The sequence below is a fragment of the Bradyrhizobium sp. LVM 105 genome (assembly GCF_003957705.1).
Lineage (GTDB): Bacteria > Pseudomonadota > Alphaproteobacteria > Rhizobiales > Xanthobacteraceae > Bradyrhizobium > Bradyrhizobium frederickii.
Genome location: NZ_QZMV01000003.1, coordinates 510,646 through 531,734 on the forward strand (window position 1 = coordinate 510,646; position 21,089 = coordinate 531,734).

Genomic DNA, 21,089 nt, shown 5'->3' on the forward strand with positions numbered 1-21,089 from the left:
GAGGTCGCGGCTTCAATAGCCGGTCATCTCGAGATAGCCAACACCGTCATGGCTCCCGGCAAAGCCGATCGGCCCTTCCCAATAGGCGAAGCCGGTCCCCATCCAGGCTTTTGGATTGAGCGGCTTGCACAGGATCGAGAACGATCGCGACGGGATCGCGATCTGCCATTCCACCGGCAGCGTGCGTCCTGCGACCTCCGCCGTCGCCTTCGGAATCATCTGGATGTCGTCCCCCGCGATCATCTGCGTGTTGCCTGCGGCGTCGATCCAATTGCCGAACGGATAATTCTTCTCGTCCTTCTGGCGCAGCCGATACAGCATCAACTTGTCGCCCGACGACAGATGCAGCGACAGCCAGTCCCAGCCGGTCTGATCCCTGTCGAGCGGCTGGCTGCTCCATTCGCGGTCCATCCAGGCCTGGCCCGAGACATCGACCGGCTTGTCGTCGATGGTGAGCGTGCCGCGGGCGCGGTAGAACGGTTGGCTGTAATAATAGGACGCCTGCCCGCGCTCCGACTTGCGGCTGTAGCCGCGATCGCCCTGCAACACGACCGGACGATCGGCCTCCAGCGTCAGCGCGTAGCTGAAATCGGTGCTGGATGCCTTCAGTGTCAGCGGAGCCAGATGGCGATCGTCGGTGCGCTCGAGGCCCTTCATTTGCCAATCGTCGATCCAGGCATCGAACGGCTTTTCTGTGACGCCGGCCTGCCCGATGCCACCGCGTGAAAAGGTTTCGTTGAAGCGATGAGTGTCGGCGCGCGTCACCGCGGCATGGGCCATCCACACCTGCTGGTTGGCCCAGCCTTCGCCTTGCGGGCCCGGCTGCGCCGCCTGGCGGAACAGCGTCCATTGCAGGCCGCAAGCCGCACCGCTGCCGTCGACGAGGTTGGCCGTGAGATACCACCACTCGATACGAAACTCCGGATGCGGCCCGTGATCGGCCGGAAAGGCAAACGGCCTTCCCGGCGTCACCTTCGCAAAGCCATCCGCTGTCTCGCCGAGCCCGGCATAACCTTGCGCGCCGGCGCGGCGTGCGAGTGCCAGCGCGGCAATGCCGGCGGCGAAGGCGCGGCGCGACATGCGATCAGCGCTCATTGGCAAACACCTTGACGAGGCTTGCCGGCTGCATCCGCGCCAGCCGCACCACCGGCAGGAGGGCCGCCAGCAGCGAGGCCAGCAGCGCCACCGCGACCAGCCCGATCAATTGCTCCGGAAACACATGGAACGGCAGCCGCCAGCCGAAGGCCTTCACATTCACGATCGCGATCAGGCACCATGCCACCAGGAGGCCGAGCGGCACCGCCAGCAGCGCCGTGAACAGCGCCACCGACAGCGTCTTGGTCAGCTCGATCGCGGCAAGGTGCGGCCGCGTGATGCCGATCGCCCACAGCGGCGCGAGTTGCGGCAGACGGGAATTCGCCAGCGTGAGCAGGCTGGTGAACAGCGCGATCCCGGCGACACCGAGCGTGAAGGCATTCAGCGCGGAGGTCACTGCAAATGTGCGCTTGAAGATGCGGATCGATTCCGCCTTCACCGTCGCCTGGTCGGCGACGCTGCGGTCGTCGAGCGCGAACTGCTTCTGCAGCGACGCGATCAGGCCCGAGATGTTCTCCTTTGCGACGATCAGGCCGATCCGCGTCTGCGGCGTCAGTGGAAACTGCCGGATCAAGGCCGCGACATTCACGGTCAGCTGCCCCCTCGGATTGCCGTAATCGGCGTAGATCCCGACGATGTCGAGCTCCCAGGTCCCGCCAGGTGCCGGCACCTCGACGACGTCGCCGATGCGCAGATTCAGGCGGCGGCTGAGCTGCTCGCTGATGAAGGCAGCGTTGCCGGGCACGAGCCGGGCCCAGGCCCGCGGCGCGGCGTCCAGCAGCGGCCAGCGCTCGCGATAGAGCGCGTGATCGGGCAGGCCGAGCAGCTCCACCGGCTGACCCTGAAGCTGCGCTTCGGCGCGTCCGCCGGACAGGATCGCCTGCACGTCGCCGCGCTCTTTCAGCCAGTTGCGGATCGCGACACCTTGCGCATTGTCGGAGGCGCTGACGTAGACGTCGGCGGCGAGCCGTCCGTTGAGCCAGCCGAGGAAGGTGCGGCTGAACGTCTCCACCATGGTGGAGACGCCGACATTGACGGCGAGCGCCAGCAACAGCGCCATCAGCGCCAGCGACAGGCCGGAGAGCTGCTGCCGGCTGTCCGCCCAGAACCACAGCGCCAGCGGTCTTCGCGCGGTATGTTGGCCCGCGAGCAGGAGAAGCTCGAGCAAGGCCGGCAGGATCAAGGCCGCGCCGAGCATCAGGGCCGCGAGCAAGCCAAAACCCGCAATCAGCGATTCGCCATAACGCAGCAGCAGCAGCGCGACCGCGAACACGGCGCCGGCCGCACAGCTTTGCAGGATCAGCCAGCGGCGCTGCAGCTGCTGCCAGGCGCGCGGCTGCGCCGTTGCCAGCACCGGCATCCTGATCGCCTTGATCAGGCTAGTCGCGGCCGCGACGAGCGCGCCCGCAATGCTGATGCCGATGCCGGCGAACCACCATTCGGGCCGCAGGCTGAGCTGCCCCGAGATCTGCGCGCCATAGAGCCCGCGCAGCGACGCCGCGACGTCGGGCAGCAGCACGGCGGCAATGAAATAGCCGCACACGAGGCCGATCAATCCCGCCACCAGCGCCAGCGCGACGAGCTCGACCACCAGCACCGTGTTGACGAGCCGCGCCGAGGCACCGCAGGCGCGCAGCGTCCGCAGCATCGGCAGCCGCTGCTCGAAGGCGAGGCCGACGGCTGAGTTGACGATGAAGAGGCCGACGAAGAACGACAGCAGGCCGAACGCCGTGAGGTTGAGATGGAAGCTGTCCGTGAGGCGCTCCAGCTCGGTCTCCGCGGTCGGCTCGATCAGCTGCAACTGGTCGCCGACAACGCTTGCAAGCGGAGCAGGCCTGCTCTTCGGCTTGCCGATCAGCAGCCGCGACAGCTGATCCGGCTTGTTCAGCAGGCGCTGCGCCACGCCGATGTCGACCACCAGCACGCCGGGCACCAGCTGCGGCAGCACGCGCAGCGGCGGCAGCGTTGCGCCGTTGCTGATCGGCGGTGCCGCGCCTTCCGCTTCCTGCAAGTCGCTCAGCGTCTCGCGGGCCACCAAGGTCTGGCCCGGCGGCGCCACGAAACTTCCCAGATCCGCAGCACCGAGGCGCGGCGCGTTGCCGATTTCGACCGGCAGCGTCACCGGCTCGATACCGAGCAAGCGTACGGAGCGGCCGTTGATCTGGACCCGTCCCTCCAGCGCCGGCGACACCGGCCAGCCGGCGCGGCGGAGTTTCACGAACAACTCTTGGGGAAACGTCGCTGCATGTGGCGCGACCAGCATCGCCGTGCGGCTGCCGCCGAACGTCGCCGCGGCGCGGTCATAGGCGGTGCGGGCCTGCTGGTTGATGGCCTGCACGCCGCTCCACAGCGCGGTCGCCGCGATCAGCCCGACCAGAAGCGTCGCGAACTGCATCTTGTGGCGCCGCCAATGGCTGAGCAGCACCGCGAGGATCCAGAGCGCGCGTCTCATGCGATCCGCCCCGCATGCAGGGTGAGATGGCGGTCGAGCGCTCTGGCCAGATGCAGGCTGTGCGTCACCATCAGGAAGCCGCAGCCGGTGCGCGCGACGAGGTCGCGCGCCAGCGCCAGCACGTCCTCGGCGGTGTCTTCGTCCAGATTGCCGGTCGGCTCGTCCGCCAGCAGCAGCGAGGGCTTTGTCGCCAAGGCCCGGCCGATCGCGACCCGTTGCTGCTGACCTCCGGACAATTGCTCGGGATAGCGCTTCAGAAGTGATCCAAGCCCGAGCCGTTCGACCAGCTCCTTGGTCCAGGCTGCATCGTGCCGGCCCGCAATTCGCGCCTGAAAGACCAGATTGTCCGCGACCGACAGGCTCGGGATCAGATTGAATTGTTGAAAGACCAGGCCGATCCGGTCGCGCCGCAAGCTGGCGCGCCCCGCATCGGAGAGCTTGGTCACCTCGACGTCCTCCAGCCGGATCGTGCCGCCGTCGGCGGCGTCGAGCCCCGCGATCAGGTGCAGCAGCGTGCTCTTGCCGCTGCCGGACTCGCCGGTCAGCGCGACGCGCTCGCCTGCCCTGAGGTCGAGATCGACGCCGCGCAGCACATGAACCGGTTCGCCGGCCGAGGAGAAGGTCTTGGAAAGATTTCGGATGCTCAGCACGATGAATGGCGCCGGACGGAATTAACGGACTTGTTGCGTACCACACTTGCTGCGGAAATGCCGGGTTGCGTTGGTTTCGAACCCGTTGTTAGCTTCGTTGTCGGATTCCAAGACGGCCAAATCAAAAAAGTGCCAGAAAGGACATGCGGGGAGAACGATGAGCGATCAGGGAACGCCCAATGCGGCGGGCAGGACGGCAGGGGAGTCCAGGGTTTCGGCGAAGCCAACGCCGAAGGGTGCCTGGACCATTACATTTCTCCTCTTTCTCTTCATGGTCGTGAACTTCGCGGACAAAATCGTCGTCGGTCTCGCCGGTGTGCCGATCATGACCGATCTGAAGCTCTCGCCGGAGCAGTTCGGCCTGCTCGGTTCCTCGTTCTTCTTCCTGTTCTCGATCGCCGCCATCGTGGTCGGCTTCATCGTCAACAAGGTGCCGACGCGCTGGGTGCTGCTCGCGCTCGCGGTGATCTGGGCTCTGGCCCAGTTTCCGATGGTCGGCACCGTCTCCTTCACCACGCTCCTGATCTGCCGCATCGTGCTGGGCGCCGGCGAAGGCCCGGCCTTCTCGGTCGCCGCGCACGCCATCTACAAATGGTTCCCCGACGAGAAGCGCACGCTACCGACCGCGATCCTGTCGCAGGGCTCGGCCTTCGGCGTCATCCTGGCGGTGCCGGCGCTGAACTGGATCATCGTCAATCATTCCTGGCACTATGCCTTCGGTGCGCTCGGAATCGTCGGCCTGCTCTGGGTCTGTGCCTGGCTCGCGCTCGGCAGGGAGGGGCCGCTGGAGGACACGCAGGTCCTTGCCGAGACCGAGCAGAAGATTCCCTACCTGCAGCTGCTCACCTCGCGCACCTTCATCGGCTGCGTCGCGGCGACCTTCGGTGCCTATTGGGCGCTGTCGCTCGGCCTGACCTGGTTCACGCCGTTCATCGTCAAGGGGCTCGGCTTCTCGCAGAGCCAGGCCGGCTGGATTTCGATCCTGCCCTGGGTATTCGGCGCCACCATCGTCATCCTCACCGGCTGGATCTCGCAGGTGATGATGGCGCGCGGCTACAACACGCGCGTGGCACGCGGCGTGCTCGGCTCGGTGCCGCTGGCGATCGGCGGGCTGATCCTGGCCATGATGCCGCATGTTCAGGGTGCGGGCCTGCAGATCGCGCTGCTGGTGGTCGGCTCCGGCCTGTGCGGTGCGATCTATGTCGTCTGCCCGCCGATGCTCGGCGAGTTCACGCCGACCTCGCAGCGCGGCGCCATCCTCGCGATCTACGGTGCGCTGTACACGCTGGCCGGCATCATCGCGCCGGCGGTGATGGGGGCGACGATCCAGCGTGCCGGCAGCACGCTTGATGGCTACATGACCGGCTTCACCATCAACGCCGTGATCATGGTCGGCTCCGGCCTGCTCGGCCTCTTGCTGCTCTGGCCGAACACGGAAAAGGCGAGGTTGAGGCGTGGTGTCGCGGCACAGGCGGCCGCGCTGAAGGGCGCGGTGTCGCCGACGTAAGAGGCGCGAATCGCCCACTCCGGAGTGACCAGTTTCGCGCTACGACTCCTCGCCGTGGTTACGCCTTGTCTTCCCGCTTCCGTTCCGTGAACGGCGACAGCACCACGGTGGCGACCATGAAGATCACGGACGCGCCGAACACCCAGCGCGGCGCGCTCTGGTCCATGATCCAGCCGAACAGCAGCGGTGAGACGATGCCGCCGAGATTGAAGCCGGTGGAGACGATGCCGAAAGCGCGCCCCGCGGCGCCCGCCGGTGCGGCATTGCGCACCAGCATGTCGCGCGAGGGGGCGATCACGCCGGAGAGGAAGCCCGCGACCGTCATCGCTGCGGTCAAGGCCCAGCCGGGCAGCGTCGCGAGCGCGATCAGCAGCACGATCGCCGCGTTGACAGCAAAGCAGGCCGCCGCGACATAGCCGTGGCGTTCGGTGTGATCGGCGAGGAAACCGCCGGCGAGCACGCCGACGGCGCTGGCGCCGAGGAATGCCGTCAGCATGACGTTGGCCGCCGAATAGGAGATGCTGTAGCCGCTCATCAGCGCCACGACGCCGAAATTGTTGATGCCGGCGACGGAGAGGCCGAGCAGCATGAACAACGCCGTCAGCGTGACCAGCGCCGGGGTGATGACGGACTGTCTCGGCGTGTTCTCCGCGCCCGGCTTTGTCTTGCTGGCGCCGGCGTCGGGAATGTTCATGACGAGCAGCAGCAGTGCCACCAGAATGCCGATCGCGCCCGATGCGATCAGCGCGCCGACGCCGCCGGACAGGGCGACGAGCGCCGCCACGATCGCCGGGGCCACCGCGCCGCCAAGAAAGCCGGCAAAGGTGTGGATCGAGAAGGCGCGGCCCATTCGCGCCTCGTCCATGTGCTCGGCCAGGATCGCGTAGTCCGCGGGGTGATAGACGCTGTTGGCGAGGCCCAGCAGCACGGCGCAGGCGATCAGCGAGACGTAGCTGAGATGCAGGCCGAGCAGGATCAGCGCGCAGCCGCCCAGCGTCAGGCCGATCAGCAGGATTTTGCGCGCGCCAAAATGGTCGACGAGATAGCCGGTCGGCGCCTGCGTCAGTCCGGACACGACCGCGAACACGGTGAGCGCGAAGCCGAGCTCGATATAGCCGACGCCGAGCTGCGCCTTGAGGAACGGAAACAGCATCGGCAGGACCAGCAAGTGAAAATGGCTGACCCAGTGCGCGATCGAGATTCCCGTCAGCGTGCGCAGCGCGCTGTCCGCCTTGCCTTGCTGCGGTGCGGCGAGAATGTCGACCATTGCAGTTCCGTTTCACTCCCTGCGAGGTGCGGAAACTATCGAACGGCGGTTATTTGTCCATGAACGCAGGCGCATGGCAGGTAGTGCGGGCGGGGCTGCTGCAATCTCGATGATGTCGTTGGACACAGTGCGCTCCCTCCCCCTTGCGGGACAGGGCTGTCGCATATGATGCGCGGAATGCAGCGGCATCGGCAGTCGGCTCCCTCCCCCGCTTGCGGGGGAGGGCTGGGGAGAGGGTGTCTCCGCGCAGGGATTATTGAGAATAACTGAGGGCGCCCCAGCGCGGCGAGAACCCTCACCCGCCGCGCTCTGCGAGCGCGTCGGCCTCTCCCGCAAGCGGGAGAGGCGGAGCAAGCCTAGACAGCCCCCGTGTCATTCATATGCGATAGCCCTGCCCTTGCGGGGGAGGAACGCACAGTTCGTGAGGAAGCTTCACACCCTCACAGCGGCTCGTCGTCCGGACCGTGCCGGTCACGCTTCGGTGTTGCGATGTCGCCGTCTTCGTAATCGTCGTCGTCGATGTCGGCCGGCAGCGGCTTCTTCGGCTTGTCGTCCGCCGGCTTCTCTTTGGCAGTCTTGGGCGGCTCGCTCGGCTTGGCGGTCTTGGTCATGGCTGGTCCCGGATGGTGATGCTGCATCCGATCCTAGTCCGAATATGTGGGCGGCTGCTGACTTATCTCAAGAAGCCGCGCGGCCGTCAGTGCACGAGCGGCCCGCCGGCCTTCTTCCAGGCATCCAGGCCGCCGGCGATGTGCGCCGTATTGGCAAGGCCGGCGTCCTTGGCGGCGGCCACCGCCATCGCCGAGCGTTCGCCGAAGGCGCAGAAGAACACGATGCGGCGGCCGGTGGCGGCTGCGACCTCGCGCAGCATGCCACCGGGCTTGAGACTCTCCTCGACGGAGGGATAGGGCGTGTGCAGCGCGCCTTCGAGCGTGCCGTGCTTCAGCCGCTCGTTGGTCTCGCGCAGATCGACCAGCAGGATGTCGGGCCGGCCGAGCGCGCGAATCGCCTCGACGGCGCTGAGCGCGCGGCCTTCCTTTTCCAGCTCCTCCTGATGCAGGCCGACATGCATGTTGGCGGGCACCGCCACGTCCATCATCTTCGGATTGGGCAGCTTCAGATTGGCCATCAGCTGGATATATTCGTCGACCGAGCGCACCTGGAGCCTGGGATTGTAGCGCTTCTCCTCGCCGATGGTGGAGACGGTGTCGCCCTTGTAGTCGTGCGCCGGGAACACCATTGTCTCGTCCGGCAGCTTCAGCAGCCGGTTGAAGATCGAATCGTACTGCGCGCGCGAGGAGCCGTTCTGGAAATCGGTGCGGCCGGTGCCGCGGATCAGAAGCGTGTCGCCGGTGAAGACGCGATCGCCCATCAGATAGGAATAGGAATCGTCGGTGTGGCCGGGCGTGTACATCACGTCGAGCGACAGGCCCTCGATCGTCACCTTGTCGCCGTCCGCGACCCGCATCGCCACCACGTCGGCCTTGGTCTGGTCGCCCATCACGGTCATGCAATGGGTGCGGTCGCGCAGCTCGCCGAGGCCGGTGACGTGGTCGGCATGCAGATGGGTGTCGACCGCCTTGACCAGCTTGAGGTCGAGCTCGCGCAGCAATTGGCAGTAGCGGTCGACCTTCTCCAGCACGGGATCGAGGATCAGCGCCTCGCCGCCGGGGCGGCTGGCGAGGAGATAGCTGTAGGTGCCCGAAACGCTATCGAAGAGCTGACGGAAGATCATGGCAGGAAGCCCGGCAGTGGAACCTATTTCGAGGATTCTACTACGTTCCGGGCCGGAAAGAGAAGCAATTCACTGTCTACGTAGGAAAATTTGGAAGATTCTTGTTGCGGCGCAAATGTGGGAGTGGTTGGGCCATCCACACAACTGTCATCGCCCGCGAAGGCGGGCGATCCAGTATTCCAGAGGCCGTCGTGGGATACGGAGGGGGCCGCGGCGTACTGGATTCCCCGCTTTCGCGGGGAATGACACCGCGTCTGTGGCGGCGCTGTGCCCAACGAAATCACGGCCTCACCACCGTGTAGCCGTTCTCCGCCAGGAACAGGATCTGCCCGACGCCGACCTGCACCGGCGTCGCCGCGGGGATGAACTCCGGCCGCTTGCCGGTCTCGCGCTCGATCGTGTCCACCGTGTTGAGGCAGATGTCGAACCGCACGCCTTGCGCGATCAGGCTTTCCACCTGCTTGCGGCGCTCGCTGCCCGACAGCAAGAGGTCGATGCCGGGACCGAACGTCACCACTTCGAGCGCGATCTTGTCGGGGGCGTAGGCCTTCAGGAGGTTGTTGGCGACGCTGAGTACCAGTGCTTGCTTCCTCGGATCGCCGTCGGAGAGCTGCAGCACGATCTTGTGCTCGGCGAATGGCTTGTCCTGGAGCGGCACCTGTTGCGCCGAGGCCGGCGGGACGGCGGCGAAGACGAGCAGCGCCAGCATCAGCGCGGATAGGATCTGCGCGCGCCTCATCCCTGTCCCGCTATGCCTGGATTATCGTCGACCCCCTTGAGCGTGACACCGGAGCCGAGCCGCTCCTGAAACATCCGGCCCGAGCGCAGATATTTGCCGACGACGTCCCACACCGGCGCGCCTTGCTGGCCGGTGACCGAAGCCCAGCCTGCGACCTTGTAGCGATGGCCGGCGCTGATCGCTTTGCCATTATGGATCTTCAAATCCGAGATGCGGCTGCCGATCGCGGCGGTCGGTGTGCAGGTGTAGCTGAGCCCGCCGGCGCGCACCATGTCGCCGCCCTGCTGGTAATAGGGATCGGCGTTGAAGAGGTTGTCGCAGATGTCCTCCAGCACGTCCTTGATCTGGGCGCCCGTCATCTCCTGCACATAGGTTTCGGGATAGGTGATCGCGGTTTCCGCGAGCAAATCCTCCATGGTCAGCGCTTGGCCGGAGAGCGCGGTGACGCCCCAGCGGAAGCCCGGCGACAGCGCGATCTCGGTATCGAGCTCGGTGCGGAGCGCGGTGCAGATCAGCTCGTCGACCGGTCCGGAGAAATTGCCGCGGCGATAGAGCAGGCGGTCCGGCGTTGCGATCTTCTCCGACCAGTCGGTTACATGCGGCGCGCGCAGCCGGCCGATCAGCTCGGCCATGGCCGGATCGGGCTTCAGCAGCTCGGAATAAACCGGCAGCAGATGATAATGAACGTCGCTGACCTTGCCCCTGTCGATGGCGAGATCGAGCACGGCGAGGAATTTTCCGTTGGAGCCGGCATTGGTGACGAGCGTGATGCCGCCGGCGTTCTTCACCGCGATCGGCTGCGGCACGGCATCATGGGTGTGGCCGCCGAGGATGACGTCGATGCCGGTGACGCGGCTTGCGAGCTTGAGATCGACATCCATGCCGTTGTGCGACAGCAGGATGACCGCGTCGACCTTGTCGGTGCCGCGCAAGGCATCCACGTGCTTCTGCAATTCCTCCTCGCGGATGCCGAAGGACCAGTCCGGCGTGAACCGCTTGGGATGCGCAATCGGCACGTAGGGGAAGGCCTGGCCGACGATCGCGACCCGATGGCCGCCGATCTCCTTGATCATCGATGGCTTGAACACGCGCCCTGTGGCCTTGTCGAAGGCGGGGGCGTCGTTGAACGCGGCTTCCTCGGTCAGGAAGACGTTCTGCGCCAGGAACTCGCCCTTGAAGCGCTCGAGATTGTCGCGCAGCGCCTGCTCGCCATAGGTGAATTCCCAATGTCCGGTCATCGCTTCGATGCCGAGCAGATTCGCGACCTCGACCATGTCGCGGCCCTGCATGACATTGGCAAGCCCGGTGCCTTGCCAGAGATCGCCGCCGTCGACGAGCAGCGAACGTTGCTCGCCGACGTCGCCGCGCAAGCGGTCGACCAGCGTCTTCAGGTGGGCAAAGCCGCCGAGCTTGCCGAAGCGGCCTGCCGACTTCTCGAATTCGACACAGGTGAAGGCATAGGCTTCGGCGCTGTCGGAGCGGATGCCGAACCGCTCCAGGAAGGCGCGGCCGACCAGATGCGGCGGCCGTCCGGCCATCTCGCCGATGCCGATATTGACGCTGGGCTCGCGGTAATAAACCGGGTTCAGTTGCGCATGCGTGTCGGTGATGTGCAGGATGCGCGCATTGCCGAACCGCTCGATGTCGTAAATGCTCGCGGTCTCGGCGCCAAGCGCAAGCCGCGGCAGACCGAGCGATGCGGCGGCGAGGCCTGCAGACTTCAGGAAATCGCGGCGGCGGATCGCCATCCCATAATTCTCCGCGCCCTCAATGGTCGCAAGGCTGTTCCAGTTGAGGTCAGTCTAGCGGATTTCCATCGCCTTCCAGGCCTCTTTTTCAGACGTCGCCTGGAAGATCGACGCCCTTGCCAGCGCCTCGGCCTCCCTGGCTGCGGCGATGGCACGGTCGAAATCGCCGCTATCGGCCGCTTTCCTGGCTGCGGCCAGCATCGAGACGGTCACGGTCCACTGGTTGCGCAAGCCGGCAGCCTCCTTCGATGCAGCTTCGGCGGCGGTGTACGCCGTCTTGTAGTCCGCTTCGGTCGCCGCGCGCGCCGTGGCGACGAGGCCGAGCGCGAGCAGCATGGCGAGAGCAAGTGTCCGCTTCATGGCCGCGCTCCCGGGCCTGATATCGGCAGGCCGTTGGCGACGTAGGACAGGAAATATTCGACGTCGCGGTATTCGTCCGCCTGCGGCTCCAGCGGAACCGCGCGGGTCTGGCTGTTGCAGGTGACGAAGCGGCGGCTGGTCGTGCCCATGCCGCTCCATTCGGAGCGGTAGATCGGCATCGCGTTAACGATGCCGAGCGCCGGCGCCAGGATCTCGGCGCGGATGCGCTCGCCCGGGCTCTGCACATGGCAGCTTGCGCAGGAGAAGTTCATCTGGCCGCGGCGGGTGTAGAAATAGCGCTTGCCGTTCTCGAAGGCTTCGAGCGCGCGCGGATCGTCGGGGATCTTGATGTCCATCGGCTTGCCGCGCGAGGTGTAGGCCATGTACGCGGTCAGCGAGGCCATCTCGTCCTTGACGTAGGAATAGGGCGCTTCGCCGTTGGCCTCGCGGCAGCGGTTGAGCGCGAGCTCCAGCGTGATGACCTTGCCTTCCTTCGTGTCAAAATAGGGATAGTTCTGGCGGACGCCGATGCCGCCGTTCGGGAAGCAGTCGGCATAGGTCTTGCCGTTCTTGAACGGCGTCGCAAACATTTCCTTGCCGGCCTCGAGCGCGAACTCGTAGGGCGGGAATTCTTCCTTCTCCTGCCATTGCCGCTTCAGATCGGCGTTCATGGAATACGGACCGTTGACGAAGTCCTCGTGCTTCACGTCAGGAAACTTCTGGAAGAAGAAGTTCTGGAACGCCTTGGCGTCGGCAACGGGATCGACCTTGTCGGCCGCGACGACGCGCGGAGCGGTGAGGGCGAGCGCAACGAGTGCGGCGCTGAGCGAGCCAAGCAGCAGGGCAGACCGGGTCTTCATCACGCGATCTTCGCGGTGGTCGTATCCGAGCCACCCTTGTTGTCGGTCCAGGAGATCTTGAGCTCGTCGCCCTTCTTGGCGCCCTTGAAGCTGAACTTCACATAGGGGTCCTTGGAGACCGCGGTGCCCCAATCGGCGACGAAGACGTCCTTGCCGTTCCATTCGAATTTCAGCTGCTGGATGTAGTGCGCGGGGATCAACTCACCCTTGGGATCCTTCACCAGGCCGGTATCCATGGGATGCTGGATCAGCGCCTGCACCTCGGTGATGTCGCCATTGGATGTTGCGCGCACGCGAATGCTTGATGCCATCGGACCGATCCTCCTAGCCGCCGCAGCCGCCGACGGTGACCTTCACTTCCTTGGTCGCGCTGTAGAGCTTGCCGTCAGCCTCCACGATGGCGACCAATTTGGTGGTCTTGGCCATCTTCAGTCGGTTGGCGACGCCCGGAATCGTGCCCTCGGCGATCTTGTAGGACGCGGCGAGCGCGTACGGGTTCTCGGTCACGAAGAACGAGATCGCGCTCACCTTGTCGAGCGTCGTCGTCACCGACACCGGCACGACGCCGCCGTTCTCGGCGATCTCGGGCGCATCCAGCTTGACCTTGTCGGAGGGCTCGGCGGTCTTGCCGTAGAGCGCCTTGATCGCGTCGGCCTCGTTCTTCTGCTTGAAAGCCTCGTCCGGATATTTGTCGTTGGCCGCCGCGCGCACGGGCGTCGCCGCGAACGGCAGATTGCCGAGGCCGAGCAATGCGACGGAGGCCGCGCCCTGAAGGATCAGGCGCCGCGTCGCAAGGGGGCCGGTGGTCGTGGTCATCTCTGGTCTCCTGGGCAGCCGGCCGTTACAGGGTCTGCAGGAAATCAACGATCGCGCTGATCTCCTGGTCGGTCAAAATCCGGTTCCGGCCGAACGGCGGCATCATGGTTTGCGGATTGCGCTTGGTCTCGTCGAAGATGATCGCGGTGAGCTCGTTGCGATCGGGATATTTGGCCTTGAGGTCCTTCAGTTCCGGACCGATCGTTCCCGGCAGGTCGCCGCCTTTGATGACGTGGCAGGTCAGGCAATTGCCCTTGCCGCGGTCGAAGGCGAGTTTTTGGCCGTCGGCCACACTGGATTGCGCCTGTGCCGGAGCCGCGCCGGCGCAGAGGGCCAGCGCCAGCAGGATGGCAGGCTTGCAAGGAAAGGCGGTCAAGGCATCGTCCCGAGCGTTATGTCGATGATCTCGTTTGTGGAAATATATAGGCGTTGCAAAGCACAAAGGGCATCGCCTGACAATCAAGACTATGCACGCGGCAAAATGGAGTTAATATCCTCCGCATTGCAACCCATGAGATAGTTCGTTCATCCAATAGGGCGGCACTAGCAAATTATTCTAGAGCGTTTGGCCTTCGGGCCTTCCTTTCTGTGCGCATATTTTGGGGATCTCGCTTGGCTGAATATGTCGTCGAGTTTGGCAGGGATGGTGGCCGGGTCGAGCCGGATGGGCGGCTCGATGCGCCCGCGTTCCATCGCAATCACGTGCCGATCTGGGCGGCGCTGGAACAGCACCTCACGGGCCTCACCGGCAACGTGGTCGAGCTCGGCAGCGGAACCGGCCAGCATGTGGTCCATTTCGCCCGCCATACGCCCGGCCTGGTCTGGTGGCCGAGCGACCTCAATCAGCGCCATCTCAGGAGCATCGAGGCCTGGCGCGTCTATGCGGGCCTGCCAAACATTCGCAGTCCCCTGCGTATCGATCTCACTGATCCCGACTGGTGTCCGGAGATGAAGAGCGGGCAGGCGCCGACGAGCCTTGCCGCCGTGTTCTGCGCCAATGTCATCCACATCGCGCCCTGGGCCGTGGCCGAGGGCCTGTTCGCCGGCGCCGGCCGCTATCTGCGCTCCGACGGCAAGCTGTTCCTCTATGGTCCCTTCAAGCGCGACGGCAAGCACACCGCGCTCAGCAATGCGGTGTTCGACACCTCCTTGCGTGAAGGCAATCCGGAATGGGGCGTGCGCGACATCGCCGATGTCGAACAGCTCGCGACGGCCGCCGGCCTTCGCCTCGTCGATTCCATCGACATGCCCGCGAACAATCTGACGCTGGTGTTTTCGCGGTAGCTACGCGGGAGGTGCGCTCCCTCCCCCGCCTGCGGGGGAGGGTTGGGGAGAGGGTGCTTCCACAACGGGACAACCCCCGAGAGGAAAAAGCCCTCACCCGCCGTGCGCGGGACGATGCTTCGCATCGCCCCGGGGCACGTCGACCTCTCCCGCAAGCGGGAGAGGCAAGAGCAGCCCGTGGCTGGCGCCTTTAATCAATAAGCCTCAGCCCTCGCCATCCCGCCACCCGATCTTCTCCTTCAAGAACCGGAAGCCGAGCACCTCGAAACCGGCGCGCTCCTTGTTATCCTTGCCGTAGCCGTGGCCGCCGGCTGCCGGCTCGTAGAACCAGGCCTCGTAGCCCATCGCCTGCAGCTTCGCCGCCATCTTGCGCGCATGGCCGGGATGGACGCGGTCGTCGCGGCGCGTGGTGGCGATCAGGATCGGCGGATAGGGCTGGCCGGCCCTCACGTTGTGATAGGCCGAGTAGGTCTTCAGCCAGTCCCATTCCTCGGGCTTGTCGGGGTCGCCATATTCCGCGATCCAGCTCGCGCCCGCGAGCAGCTTGGTGTAGCGGCGCATGTCGATCAGCGGGATGGTGCAGAACAGCGCGCCGAAGCGCTCGGGATAGCGCACCAGCATGTTGGTGATGAGAATGCCGCCGTTCGAGCCGCCCTGCGCGGCGATGCGCTTCGGCCGCGTCACGCCGCGGCGCACGAGATCGGCGGCGACCGCGGCGAAATCGTCGTGCGACAGCTTCTTGCCCGCGAGCCGGCCGGCATCGTGCCAGCGCGTGCCGAACTCGCCGCCGCCGCGCAGATTCGCCTGCACAATGGTGCCGCCACGTTCCAGCCACAGCTTGCCGAGTGAGGAATTGTAATAAGGCTTCACCGCAAGCGCGAAGCCGCCATAGGCGCTCATATAAACCGGTGCATCGCCGGTCTCGCCCGCCGGGCCGGTCTGCACATAGGGAATGCGCTCGCCGTCGATCGAGACCGCCTCGTGCTGCGTCACCACAAGCCCGTCGGCGGTGAAGGTCTTCGGCGCCTGCTTCAGCACGATCGGGCTGGCGACGCCGCGTTCGAGCAACAGCAGCGACGGCGGCGTGAGCGGATCCTGCACGTTGGCGAGCAGATCGCCGTTGCTCTCGGAAGGATGACGATCGAGCGGCCAGACGTCGACGACGCCGATCTCAGGCAGGCCGGCAAGCGTGTCGCGGCTCCAGCCGTTGGCGGACGGCGTGCAGATTTCGAAGCGCGGGCGCAGCTCGTCGAGGATCGACAGCACGAGCTTGCCCGCCGCCCAGAACAGGCCCTGCAGCGCGCGCCGCGGCGCCGGCTCGAACAGCACCGCAAAATCGCGGCTGCCGGCGAGGAACGCCGAGAGCGAGATGCCGAGCACGGTGTCGGTGGCGTAGGTCCGCCCCCCGGCCGTCCAGTCCTTGCGCAGCTTCATCGCGAACCAGTCGCCATGGGCCTGCAGCCAGATCCCGGTCGGCAGGTCGAGCTTCGTCATGCCGCCGGCTGCGTCGCGCAGCCAGATCGCGTGATTGAAGAAATCGATCTGGTCGACGATCCAGACCCGCCGCTCAGGTCCGGTGTCGTCGACCACGGCATGGATCATCATGTGATCGGCGGTGGTCTCGATGATCACCTCCGCCCGCTCGACAGGCTGGCCGCGCCGCCACAGCCTAACCGTGCGCGCATAGCCCGAGCTCGTCGCCATGCCCTCGCCATAGGCGCTCGACAGCAACAGCGTGTCCGCATCGAGCCAGTCGAGACCGCCCTTCGCCTCCGGCAGCGTAAAGCCGTCCGTCACGAAGCTCTTCGTATCCATGTCGAATTCCCGCAGCGTCACGGCGTCGCTGCCGCCGCGCGACAGGCTCAGAACCGCACGCGAGCTTCCCGGCATCGTGGCGATTCCGCCGAGCAGCCAGTCCTCGCCTTCGTGCGCTGCGAGCTTGTCGATATCCAGCACGGTCTCCCACGCAGGCGTCGTTTTGCGAAACTCCGCAAGCGTCGTCCGCCGCCACAGGCCGCGCGGGTTGGCGGCATCCTTCCAGAGATTGTGCAGATCGGAGCCGCGCCGGGTGACATAGGGAATGTTGTCGGGCCGGTCGTAGATCGCAGCTAAGACGTCGCGGTCGTGCTCGTAACCTTTGCCGCCGAACGCCTGCAGCGTCAGTTGATTCTGCCGCTCGACGAAATCGAGCGCCTGCTTGCCTTCGATCTCCTCCAGCCACAGAAAGGGGTCGTCGTCGGGAGCGCTGAGCGTGGGCCTGTCGTCGACGGACATGAATAAAACTCCCGGGAAAATCGCGGCGGATCAGATTTGATCGAGCGCAAGCCGTCAAGGGTGCGAGCCGCTATCATTGCGCCGATTGCGTCAGAGGCATGGCCTGCGCCCGTTTGCGCCGGTTGCCCCTCCTCCCGCACCCCTCCATAGTGCCGGGAATCAACAGAGCCCCTCGAGAGCCCGTTGGGGCGGAAAAGCCGATGCTTGACGTGACTGCAGCCCATGAGATCGCCGCCGAGGCCCGCGTGCGCGCCAACGTGGTGCGGCTCGCTGCCGCCCAGGCGCTGACCGGCGCCAACTCGGCCGTGATCTTCGCTACCGGCGCGATCGTCGGCGCCACGCTCGCGCCCGACATGTCGTTCGCGACCGTGCCGATCTCGATGTATGTGGTCGGACTTGCTGCCGGCACGCTGCCGACCGGCGCGATCTCGCGCCGTTTCGGCCGCCGCGTCGCCTTCGTCATCGGCACAGGCCTCGGCACGCTGACCGGCCTGCTCGGCTCGTTCGCGATCCTGCACGGCTCGTTCGCGCTGTTCTGCATCGCGACCTTCCTCGGCGGCCTCTACGGCTCCGTCGCACAGTCCTATCGCTTCGCCGCCGCCGACGGCGCCAGCGCGGCCTACCGGCCCAAGGCGGTGTCCTGGGTGATGGCGGGCGGCGTGTTCGCCGGCGTGCTCGGTCCACAGCTCGTGCAATGGACCATGGACGTCTGGCAGCCCTATCTGTTCGCCTTCAGCTTCCTGGTGCAGGCGGCCGTCGCGCTGGTCGCGATGGGCATCGTCGCCGGCGTCGATATGCCGAAGCCCGCGCCGGCCGATCTGCATGGCGGCCGGCCGCTGCTCACCATCGTGACGCAGCCGCGCTTCATCGCGGCGGCACTGTGCGGCGTCATCTCCTATCCCATGATGAACCTGGTGATGACCTCGGCGCCGCTCGCCATGCAGATGTGCGGCCTGTCCGTCTCCGATTCCAATTTCGGCATTCAATGGCACATCGTCGCCATGTACGGGCCGAGCTTCTTCACCGGCGCGCTGATCGCCCGCTTCGGCGCGCCGAAGGTCGTGGCCGTCGGCCTGCTGCTGGAAGCCGGTGCCGCCGGTATCGGTCTCTCCGGCCTCACCGCAATGCATTTCTGGGCGACGCTCATCGTGCTCGGCGTGGGCTGGAATTTCTCCTTCATCGGCGCCTCCGCGCTGGTGCTGGAGACGCACCGCCCGCAGGAGCGCAACAAGGTGCAGGCCTTCAACGACTTCCTGGTGTTCGGCATGATGGCGCTCGGCTCGTTCTCCTCCGGGCAGCTGCTCGCCAGTTACGGCTGGTCGGCGGTGAACCTGGTGGTGTTCCCGCCAGTGGTTCTCGGTCTCGTCGTGCTCTCGCTGGTCTCCTGGGCCCGTCGCCGCAGGGCGCGCCTTGACGCGGCCATGGGTGAGTTCCCGGACGCGGTCTAAGTTGGCAGGAGGCTGTCAGCAACGTTGATACTTCGATCCGGGCCGAAGTGATTTTCGGTGCTCGGGTTGTTACATGATGCTCGTCATCAACAGGCGAGCGTGAAGCACGGCGCTCGCGGGGGAAACCGAGGACCAGCGCAAATGCTCGACAGCCCCCGTCCCACCGCGCCAATCGACGAATCCTCCCTCCGTTACGAAGGCTGGCGCATCGTCGCGGTCTGCTTCCTGCTCGCGACCTTCGGCTGGGGGCTCGGCTTCTACGGCCAGAGCGTCTATGTCGCCGAGCTGCAGCGCGCGCGGGGCTGGCCGACCACGCTGATCTCCTCCGGCACGACGTTCTTCTATCTGTTCGGCGCGCTGCTGGTCGTCTTCGTCGGCGAAGCCGTGCGAAAGTACGGCCCGCGCCTCAGCCTGATCGCCGGCACGCTGGCGATGGCGGCAGCGGCCGTCGCGATCGGCGCGGTGCGCGAACCCTGGCAGCTTTATCTCGCCAATGCCGTGCTCGCCTTCGGCTGGGCCGGCACCAGTCTTGCCATGATCACCAACACGATCAGCCTGTGGTTCGATCACAAGCGCGGCATGGCGATCAGCCTCGCGCTCAATGGTGCCAGCTTCGGCGGCATCGTCGGCGTGCCGCTGCTGGTCACGCTGATCGGCCATGTCGGCTTCGCCAGCGCGATGTACATCGCTGCCGGCGCCATGCTGGTGCTGCTGCTGCCGGTGATCCTTGTTCTCGTCGGCCGGCCGCCCGATCACCACGGCCGGCACGCGGCGGCGCGGGCCAAGCCGCAATCATCGACGCAAATCCGCGCCTGGGCGTTGCGCGACGTCGGCTTCCTGACGGTGACCATTGCATTTGCCTTGGTGCTGTTCGCCCAGGTCGGCTTCATCGTGCACCTGATCTCGTTCCTCGATCCCGTGATCGGCCGCGAGCGCGCCGCCATCGCGGTCGCGGTGCTGACCGCGATGGCGGTGGTCGGCCGCGTGCTGTTCTCGCTGGTGATCGACCGCCTCAACCAGCGCCTCGCCTCTGCGCTGTCGTTCCTGAGCCAGGCCGCGGCGCTGTGTGTCGTCATCAACCTGCACAATGATTACGTGCTGATCGCGGCCTGCGCATTGTTCGGCTTCTCGGTCGGCAACCTCATCACGCTGCCCTCGCTGATCGTGCAGCAGGAGTTCGACAGCGCCGCGTTCGGCGTGCTGATCAGCCTGAATACCGCGATCAACCAGGTCACCTACGCGTTCGGCCCCGGCGTCGTCGGAGCCTTGCGCGATTGGTCCGGCGGCTATTCGCTGCCGTTCTATCTGTGCATTGCGCTGGAGGTCGCGGCGGCTGCGCTGATCATGGTGCGGGGAAAGCCGCGGACAAAGCTCTCGTAGGGTGGGCAAAGGCGCGAAGCGCCGTGCCCACGATTTCTCAATGACTCACAAGGGTTCGTGGGCACGCTTCCGCCTTCGCTCTCCGAGCTACGGCGGACAAGTCGCTTTGCCCACCCTACGGCACCTGTACGAAGGCGCGACGCCGCCTCAACATACTCCGTCATTGCGAGGAGCTCTTGCGACGAAGCAATCCAGGCTGCCTCCGCGGAAAGACTCTGGATTGCTTCGCTACGCTCGCAATGACGGGGAGAGATCGGAGTTCACCCCTCCCGCTCCCTCAGCAACCCCTCAACGTCCAGCCGCTTGGTGAACATCGCCAGCTTCCCATCCGGTCCGAACGGCCATTGCTCCCGAGGCCTGTCCCAATACAGCTCGACGCCATTCTGGTCGGGATCGCGCAGATACAGCGCCTCGCTGACGCCGTGATCGCTCGCCCCATCCAGCACAATCCCGGCCGTGAGCACACGATGCAGCGCGTCCGCCAGCGCCGGCCGCGTCGGATAGAGGATTGCCGTGTGGAACAGCCCGGTCGTGCCCGGCGGCGGTGGCGAGCCGCCTTTGCTTTCCCAGGTGTTAAGCCCGATGTGGTGGTGATAGCCGCCGGCCGCGATGAAGGCGGCACCTGAGCCCATGCGCTGCATCAGCTCGAAGCCGAGCACGCCGCAATAGAAGCCGAGCGCGCGATCGAGATCGGCGACCTTGAGATGGACGTGGCCGATCCTTGTGCCGGCGGCGACGGCGGGATTTTGCGACATGGGGATGCTCCGTTGCTGAACTCCAGATAGGGCGGGCCTCGGGACAGCGCTATTGCTCATCTCGAAACCCATCGTTTCCCGATCGGAAACTAGCTCAGCTCCGACACCTCGCCCTCGGGCAGCCCGAACTCGAACGTGTTCAGCGTCATCGATACCATCGTGTAGTAGCCGCACAGGCCGATCACCTCGACCACGCCGCGCTCGCCGAGCAGATTGACCGCCGCATCGTAGAGGCCCTTCTCGACGCCGTGGCCCTCATGCAGCGACTTCGCGACGTCGTAGATCATCTTGGCCTTGGGATCGTCGAACTCGGGCGTGCGGCGGTCGCGGATGGCGTCGATGACGTCAGGATCCATGCCGCCGGCGAGCGCGAGGCGCTTGTGCGCGTACCATTCGTAGTGCGCGGTCCAGTGCCGCGCCGTCACCAGGATCGCGATCTCCGAGAGCTTTGCCGGGAATATCGTGTCGAAGCGCATGACCTCGCCGAGCCGCGTGGCGTGGCGCGCCATCTCCGGGCTGTTGAGCCAGGCCATCATCGGCGCCGGCGGCTTGCCGCGCTTGCCGGCAATCGATTCGTCATAGGTCTGCCGCTGGCTCTCGTTCATTTCGCCAGGCGAAAGAAGCTTCAGGCGCATGCGCGTTTCCTCTTTGTTTTCAAGCACCGTCGTGCCGCGACTATAGCCGACTGCGCCTGCGGAAGTGGTTGAATTCCGCGGGGG

Annotated in this window: 20 protein-coding genes; 4 read left to right on the top strand and 16 right to left on the bottom strand. The window is 65.7% G+C overall.

Annotated features, from left to right (window positions below; translation table 11 throughout):
- Positions 1-12 precede the first annotated feature (12 nt).
- Genes D6B98_RS11925 through D6B98_RS11935 form a run of 3 tightly spaced genes read right to left on the bottom strand, consistent with a single transcriptional unit; the run spans position 13 to position 4,197 of the window.
- Positions 13-1,095 carry a lipocalin-like domain-containing protein gene (locus tag D6B98_RS11925; protein ID WP_126257174.1) on the bottom strand — a complete coding sequence of 361 codons (1,083 nt, stop codon included), beginning with the start codon at positions 1,093-1,095 and terminating at the stop codon, positions 13-15.
- Entirely contained in the window at positions 1,085-3,547 is a 2,463-nt protein-coding gene (locus D6B98_RS11930) for an ABC transporter permease (RefSeq protein ID WP_126257175.1), read from the bottom strand. The genes D6B98_RS11925 and D6B98_RS11930 overlap by 11 nt, the downstream gene beginning before the upstream one ends.
- On the bottom strand, positions 3,544-4,197 hold the full coding sequence (locus tag D6B98_RS11935) for an ABC transporter ATP-binding protein (protein ID WP_126257176.1): 654 nt from the start codon (positions 4,195-4,197) through the stop codon (positions 3,544-3,546). The genes D6B98_RS11930 and D6B98_RS11935 overlap by 4 nt, the downstream gene beginning before the upstream one ends.
- A gap of 157 nt (positions 4,198-4,354) precedes the next feature.
- Between D6B98_RS11935 and D6B98_RS11940 the strand changes: the two genes are divergently transcribed.
- Entirely contained in the window at positions 4,355-5,704 is a 1,350-nt protein-coding gene (locus tag D6B98_RS11940; protein ID WP_126257177.1) for an MFS transporter, read from the top strand.
- Positions 5,705-5,762: 58 nt separating this feature from the next.
- On the opposite strand, the gene D6B98_RS11945 is transcribed toward D6B98_RS11940, so the two are convergent.
- From D6B98_RS11945 to soxX, 10 genes are all read right to left on the bottom strand, one after another.
- Positions 5,763-6,971, bottom strand: a complete 1,209-nt coding sequence (locus D6B98_RS11945) for an MFS transporter (protein WP_126257178.1) — start codon at positions 6,969-6,971, stop codon at positions 5,763-5,765.
- Between the two features lie 440 nt (positions 6,972-7,411).
- The gene (locus tag D6B98_RS11950; protein ID WP_164718539.1) at positions 7,412-7,582 is read right to left on the bottom strand and encodes a hypothetical protein; all 171 of its coding nucleotides are present in this window, start codon (positions 7,580-7,582) and stop codon (positions 7,412-7,414) included.
- Positions 7,583-7,668: 86 nt separating this feature from the next.
- On the bottom strand, positions 7,669-8,706 hold the full coding sequence (locus D6B98_RS11955; protein WP_126257180.1) for an MBL fold metallo-hydrolase: 1,038 nt from the start codon (positions 8,704-8,706) through the stop codon (positions 7,669-7,671).
- A gap of 280 nt (positions 8,707-8,986) precedes the next feature.
- A complete protein-coding gene (locus D6B98_RS11960; protein ID WP_126257181.1) occupies positions 8,987-9,445 on the bottom strand; it encodes a DsrE family protein in 459 nt (152 codons plus the stop codon).
- Positions 9,442-11,193, bottom strand: coding sequence for a thiosulfohydrolase SoxB (gene soxB, locus D6B98_RS11965; protein WP_126257182.1), 1,752 nt, complete (start codon positions 11,191-11,193; stop codon positions 9,442-9,444). Before soxB ends, D6B98_RS11960 begins: the two co-directional genes overlap by 4 nt.
- 54 nt (positions 11,194-11,247) lie before the next feature.
- A complete protein-coding gene (locus D6B98_RS11970; RefSeq protein ID WP_126257183.1) occupies positions 11,248-11,553 on the bottom strand; it encodes a hypothetical protein in 306 nt (101 codons plus the stop codon).
- Complete coding sequence (gene soxA / locus D6B98_RS11975; protein WP_164718540.1) at positions 11,550-12,413, bottom strand: sulfur oxidation c-type cytochrome SoxA; 864 nt, start codon at positions 12,411-12,413, stop codon at positions 11,550-11,552. The genes D6B98_RS11970 and soxA overlap by 4 nt, the downstream gene beginning before the upstream one ends.
- Positions 12,413-12,724 carry a thiosulfate oxidation carrier complex protein SoxZ gene (gene soxZ, locus D6B98_RS11980; RefSeq protein WP_126257185.1) on the bottom strand — a complete coding sequence of 104 codons (312 nt, stop codon included), beginning with the start codon at positions 12,722-12,724 and terminating at the stop codon, positions 12,413-12,415. Before soxZ ends, soxA begins: the two co-directional genes overlap by 1 nt.
- A 13-nt stretch (positions 12,725-12,737) precedes the next feature.
- Positions 12,738-13,229 carry a thiosulfate oxidation carrier protein SoxY gene (gene soxY, locus D6B98_RS11985; protein ID WP_126257186.1) on the bottom strand — a complete coding sequence of 164 codons (492 nt, stop codon included), beginning with the start codon at positions 13,227-13,229 and terminating at the stop codon, positions 12,738-12,740.
- A 25-nt stretch (positions 13,230-13,254) separates the two neighbouring features.
- A complete protein-coding gene (gene soxX / locus D6B98_RS11990; protein WP_126257187.1) occupies positions 13,255-13,605 on the bottom strand; it encodes a sulfur oxidation c-type cytochrome SoxX in 351 nt (116 codons plus the stop codon).
- A 236-nt stretch (positions 13,606-13,841) separates the two neighbouring features.
- Here soxX and D6B98_RS11995 point away from each other — a divergent pair, with 236 nt between their 5' ends.
- On the top strand, positions 13,842-14,513 hold the full coding sequence (locus D6B98_RS11995; protein WP_126257188.1) for a DUF938 domain-containing protein: 672 nt from the start codon (positions 13,842-13,844) through the stop codon (positions 14,511-14,513).
- A 204-nt stretch (positions 14,514-14,717) separates the two neighbouring features.
- Here D6B98_RS11995 and D6B98_RS12000 read toward each other — a convergent pair whose 3' ends face one another.
- The gene (locus D6B98_RS12000) at positions 14,718-16,787 is read right to left on the bottom strand and encodes a prolyl oligopeptidase family serine peptidase (protein WP_126257189.1); all 2,070 of its coding nucleotides are present in this window, start codon (positions 16,785-16,787) and stop codon (positions 14,718-14,720) included.
- Between the two features lie 200 nt (positions 16,788-16,987).
- Here D6B98_RS12000 and D6B98_RS12005 point away from each other — a divergent pair, with 200 nt between their 5' ends.
- Both D6B98_RS12005 and D6B98_RS12010 read left to right on the top strand, forming a co-directional pair.
- Positions 16,988-18,235, top strand: a complete 1,248-nt coding sequence (locus D6B98_RS12005) for an MFS transporter (RefSeq protein ID WP_126257190.1) — start codon at positions 16,988-16,990, stop codon at positions 18,233-18,235.
- A gap of 141 nt (positions 18,236-18,376) precedes the next feature.
- Positions 18,377-19,615 (top strand): MFS transporter, encoded by a 1,239-nt coding sequence (locus D6B98_RS12010; protein ID WP_126257191.1) that lies wholly within the window; start codon positions 18,377-18,379, stop codon positions 19,613-19,615.
- Positions 19,616-19,875: 260 nt separating this feature from the next.
- Here the strand turns inward: D6B98_RS12010 and D6B98_RS12015 are convergent, their stop codons facing one another.
- Both D6B98_RS12015 and D6B98_RS12020 read right to left on the bottom strand, forming a co-directional pair.
- A complete protein-coding gene (locus D6B98_RS12015; RefSeq protein ID WP_126257192.1) occupies positions 19,876-20,370 on the bottom strand; it encodes a VOC family protein in 495 nt (164 codons plus the stop codon).
- An 89-nt stretch (positions 20,371-20,459) separates the two neighbouring features.
- Positions 20,460-21,005, bottom strand: a complete 546-nt coding sequence (locus D6B98_RS12020; RefSeq protein ID WP_126257193.1) for a carboxymuconolactone decarboxylase family protein — start codon at positions 21,003-21,005, stop codon at positions 20,460-20,462.
- Positions 21,006-21,089 lie beyond the last annotated feature (84 nt).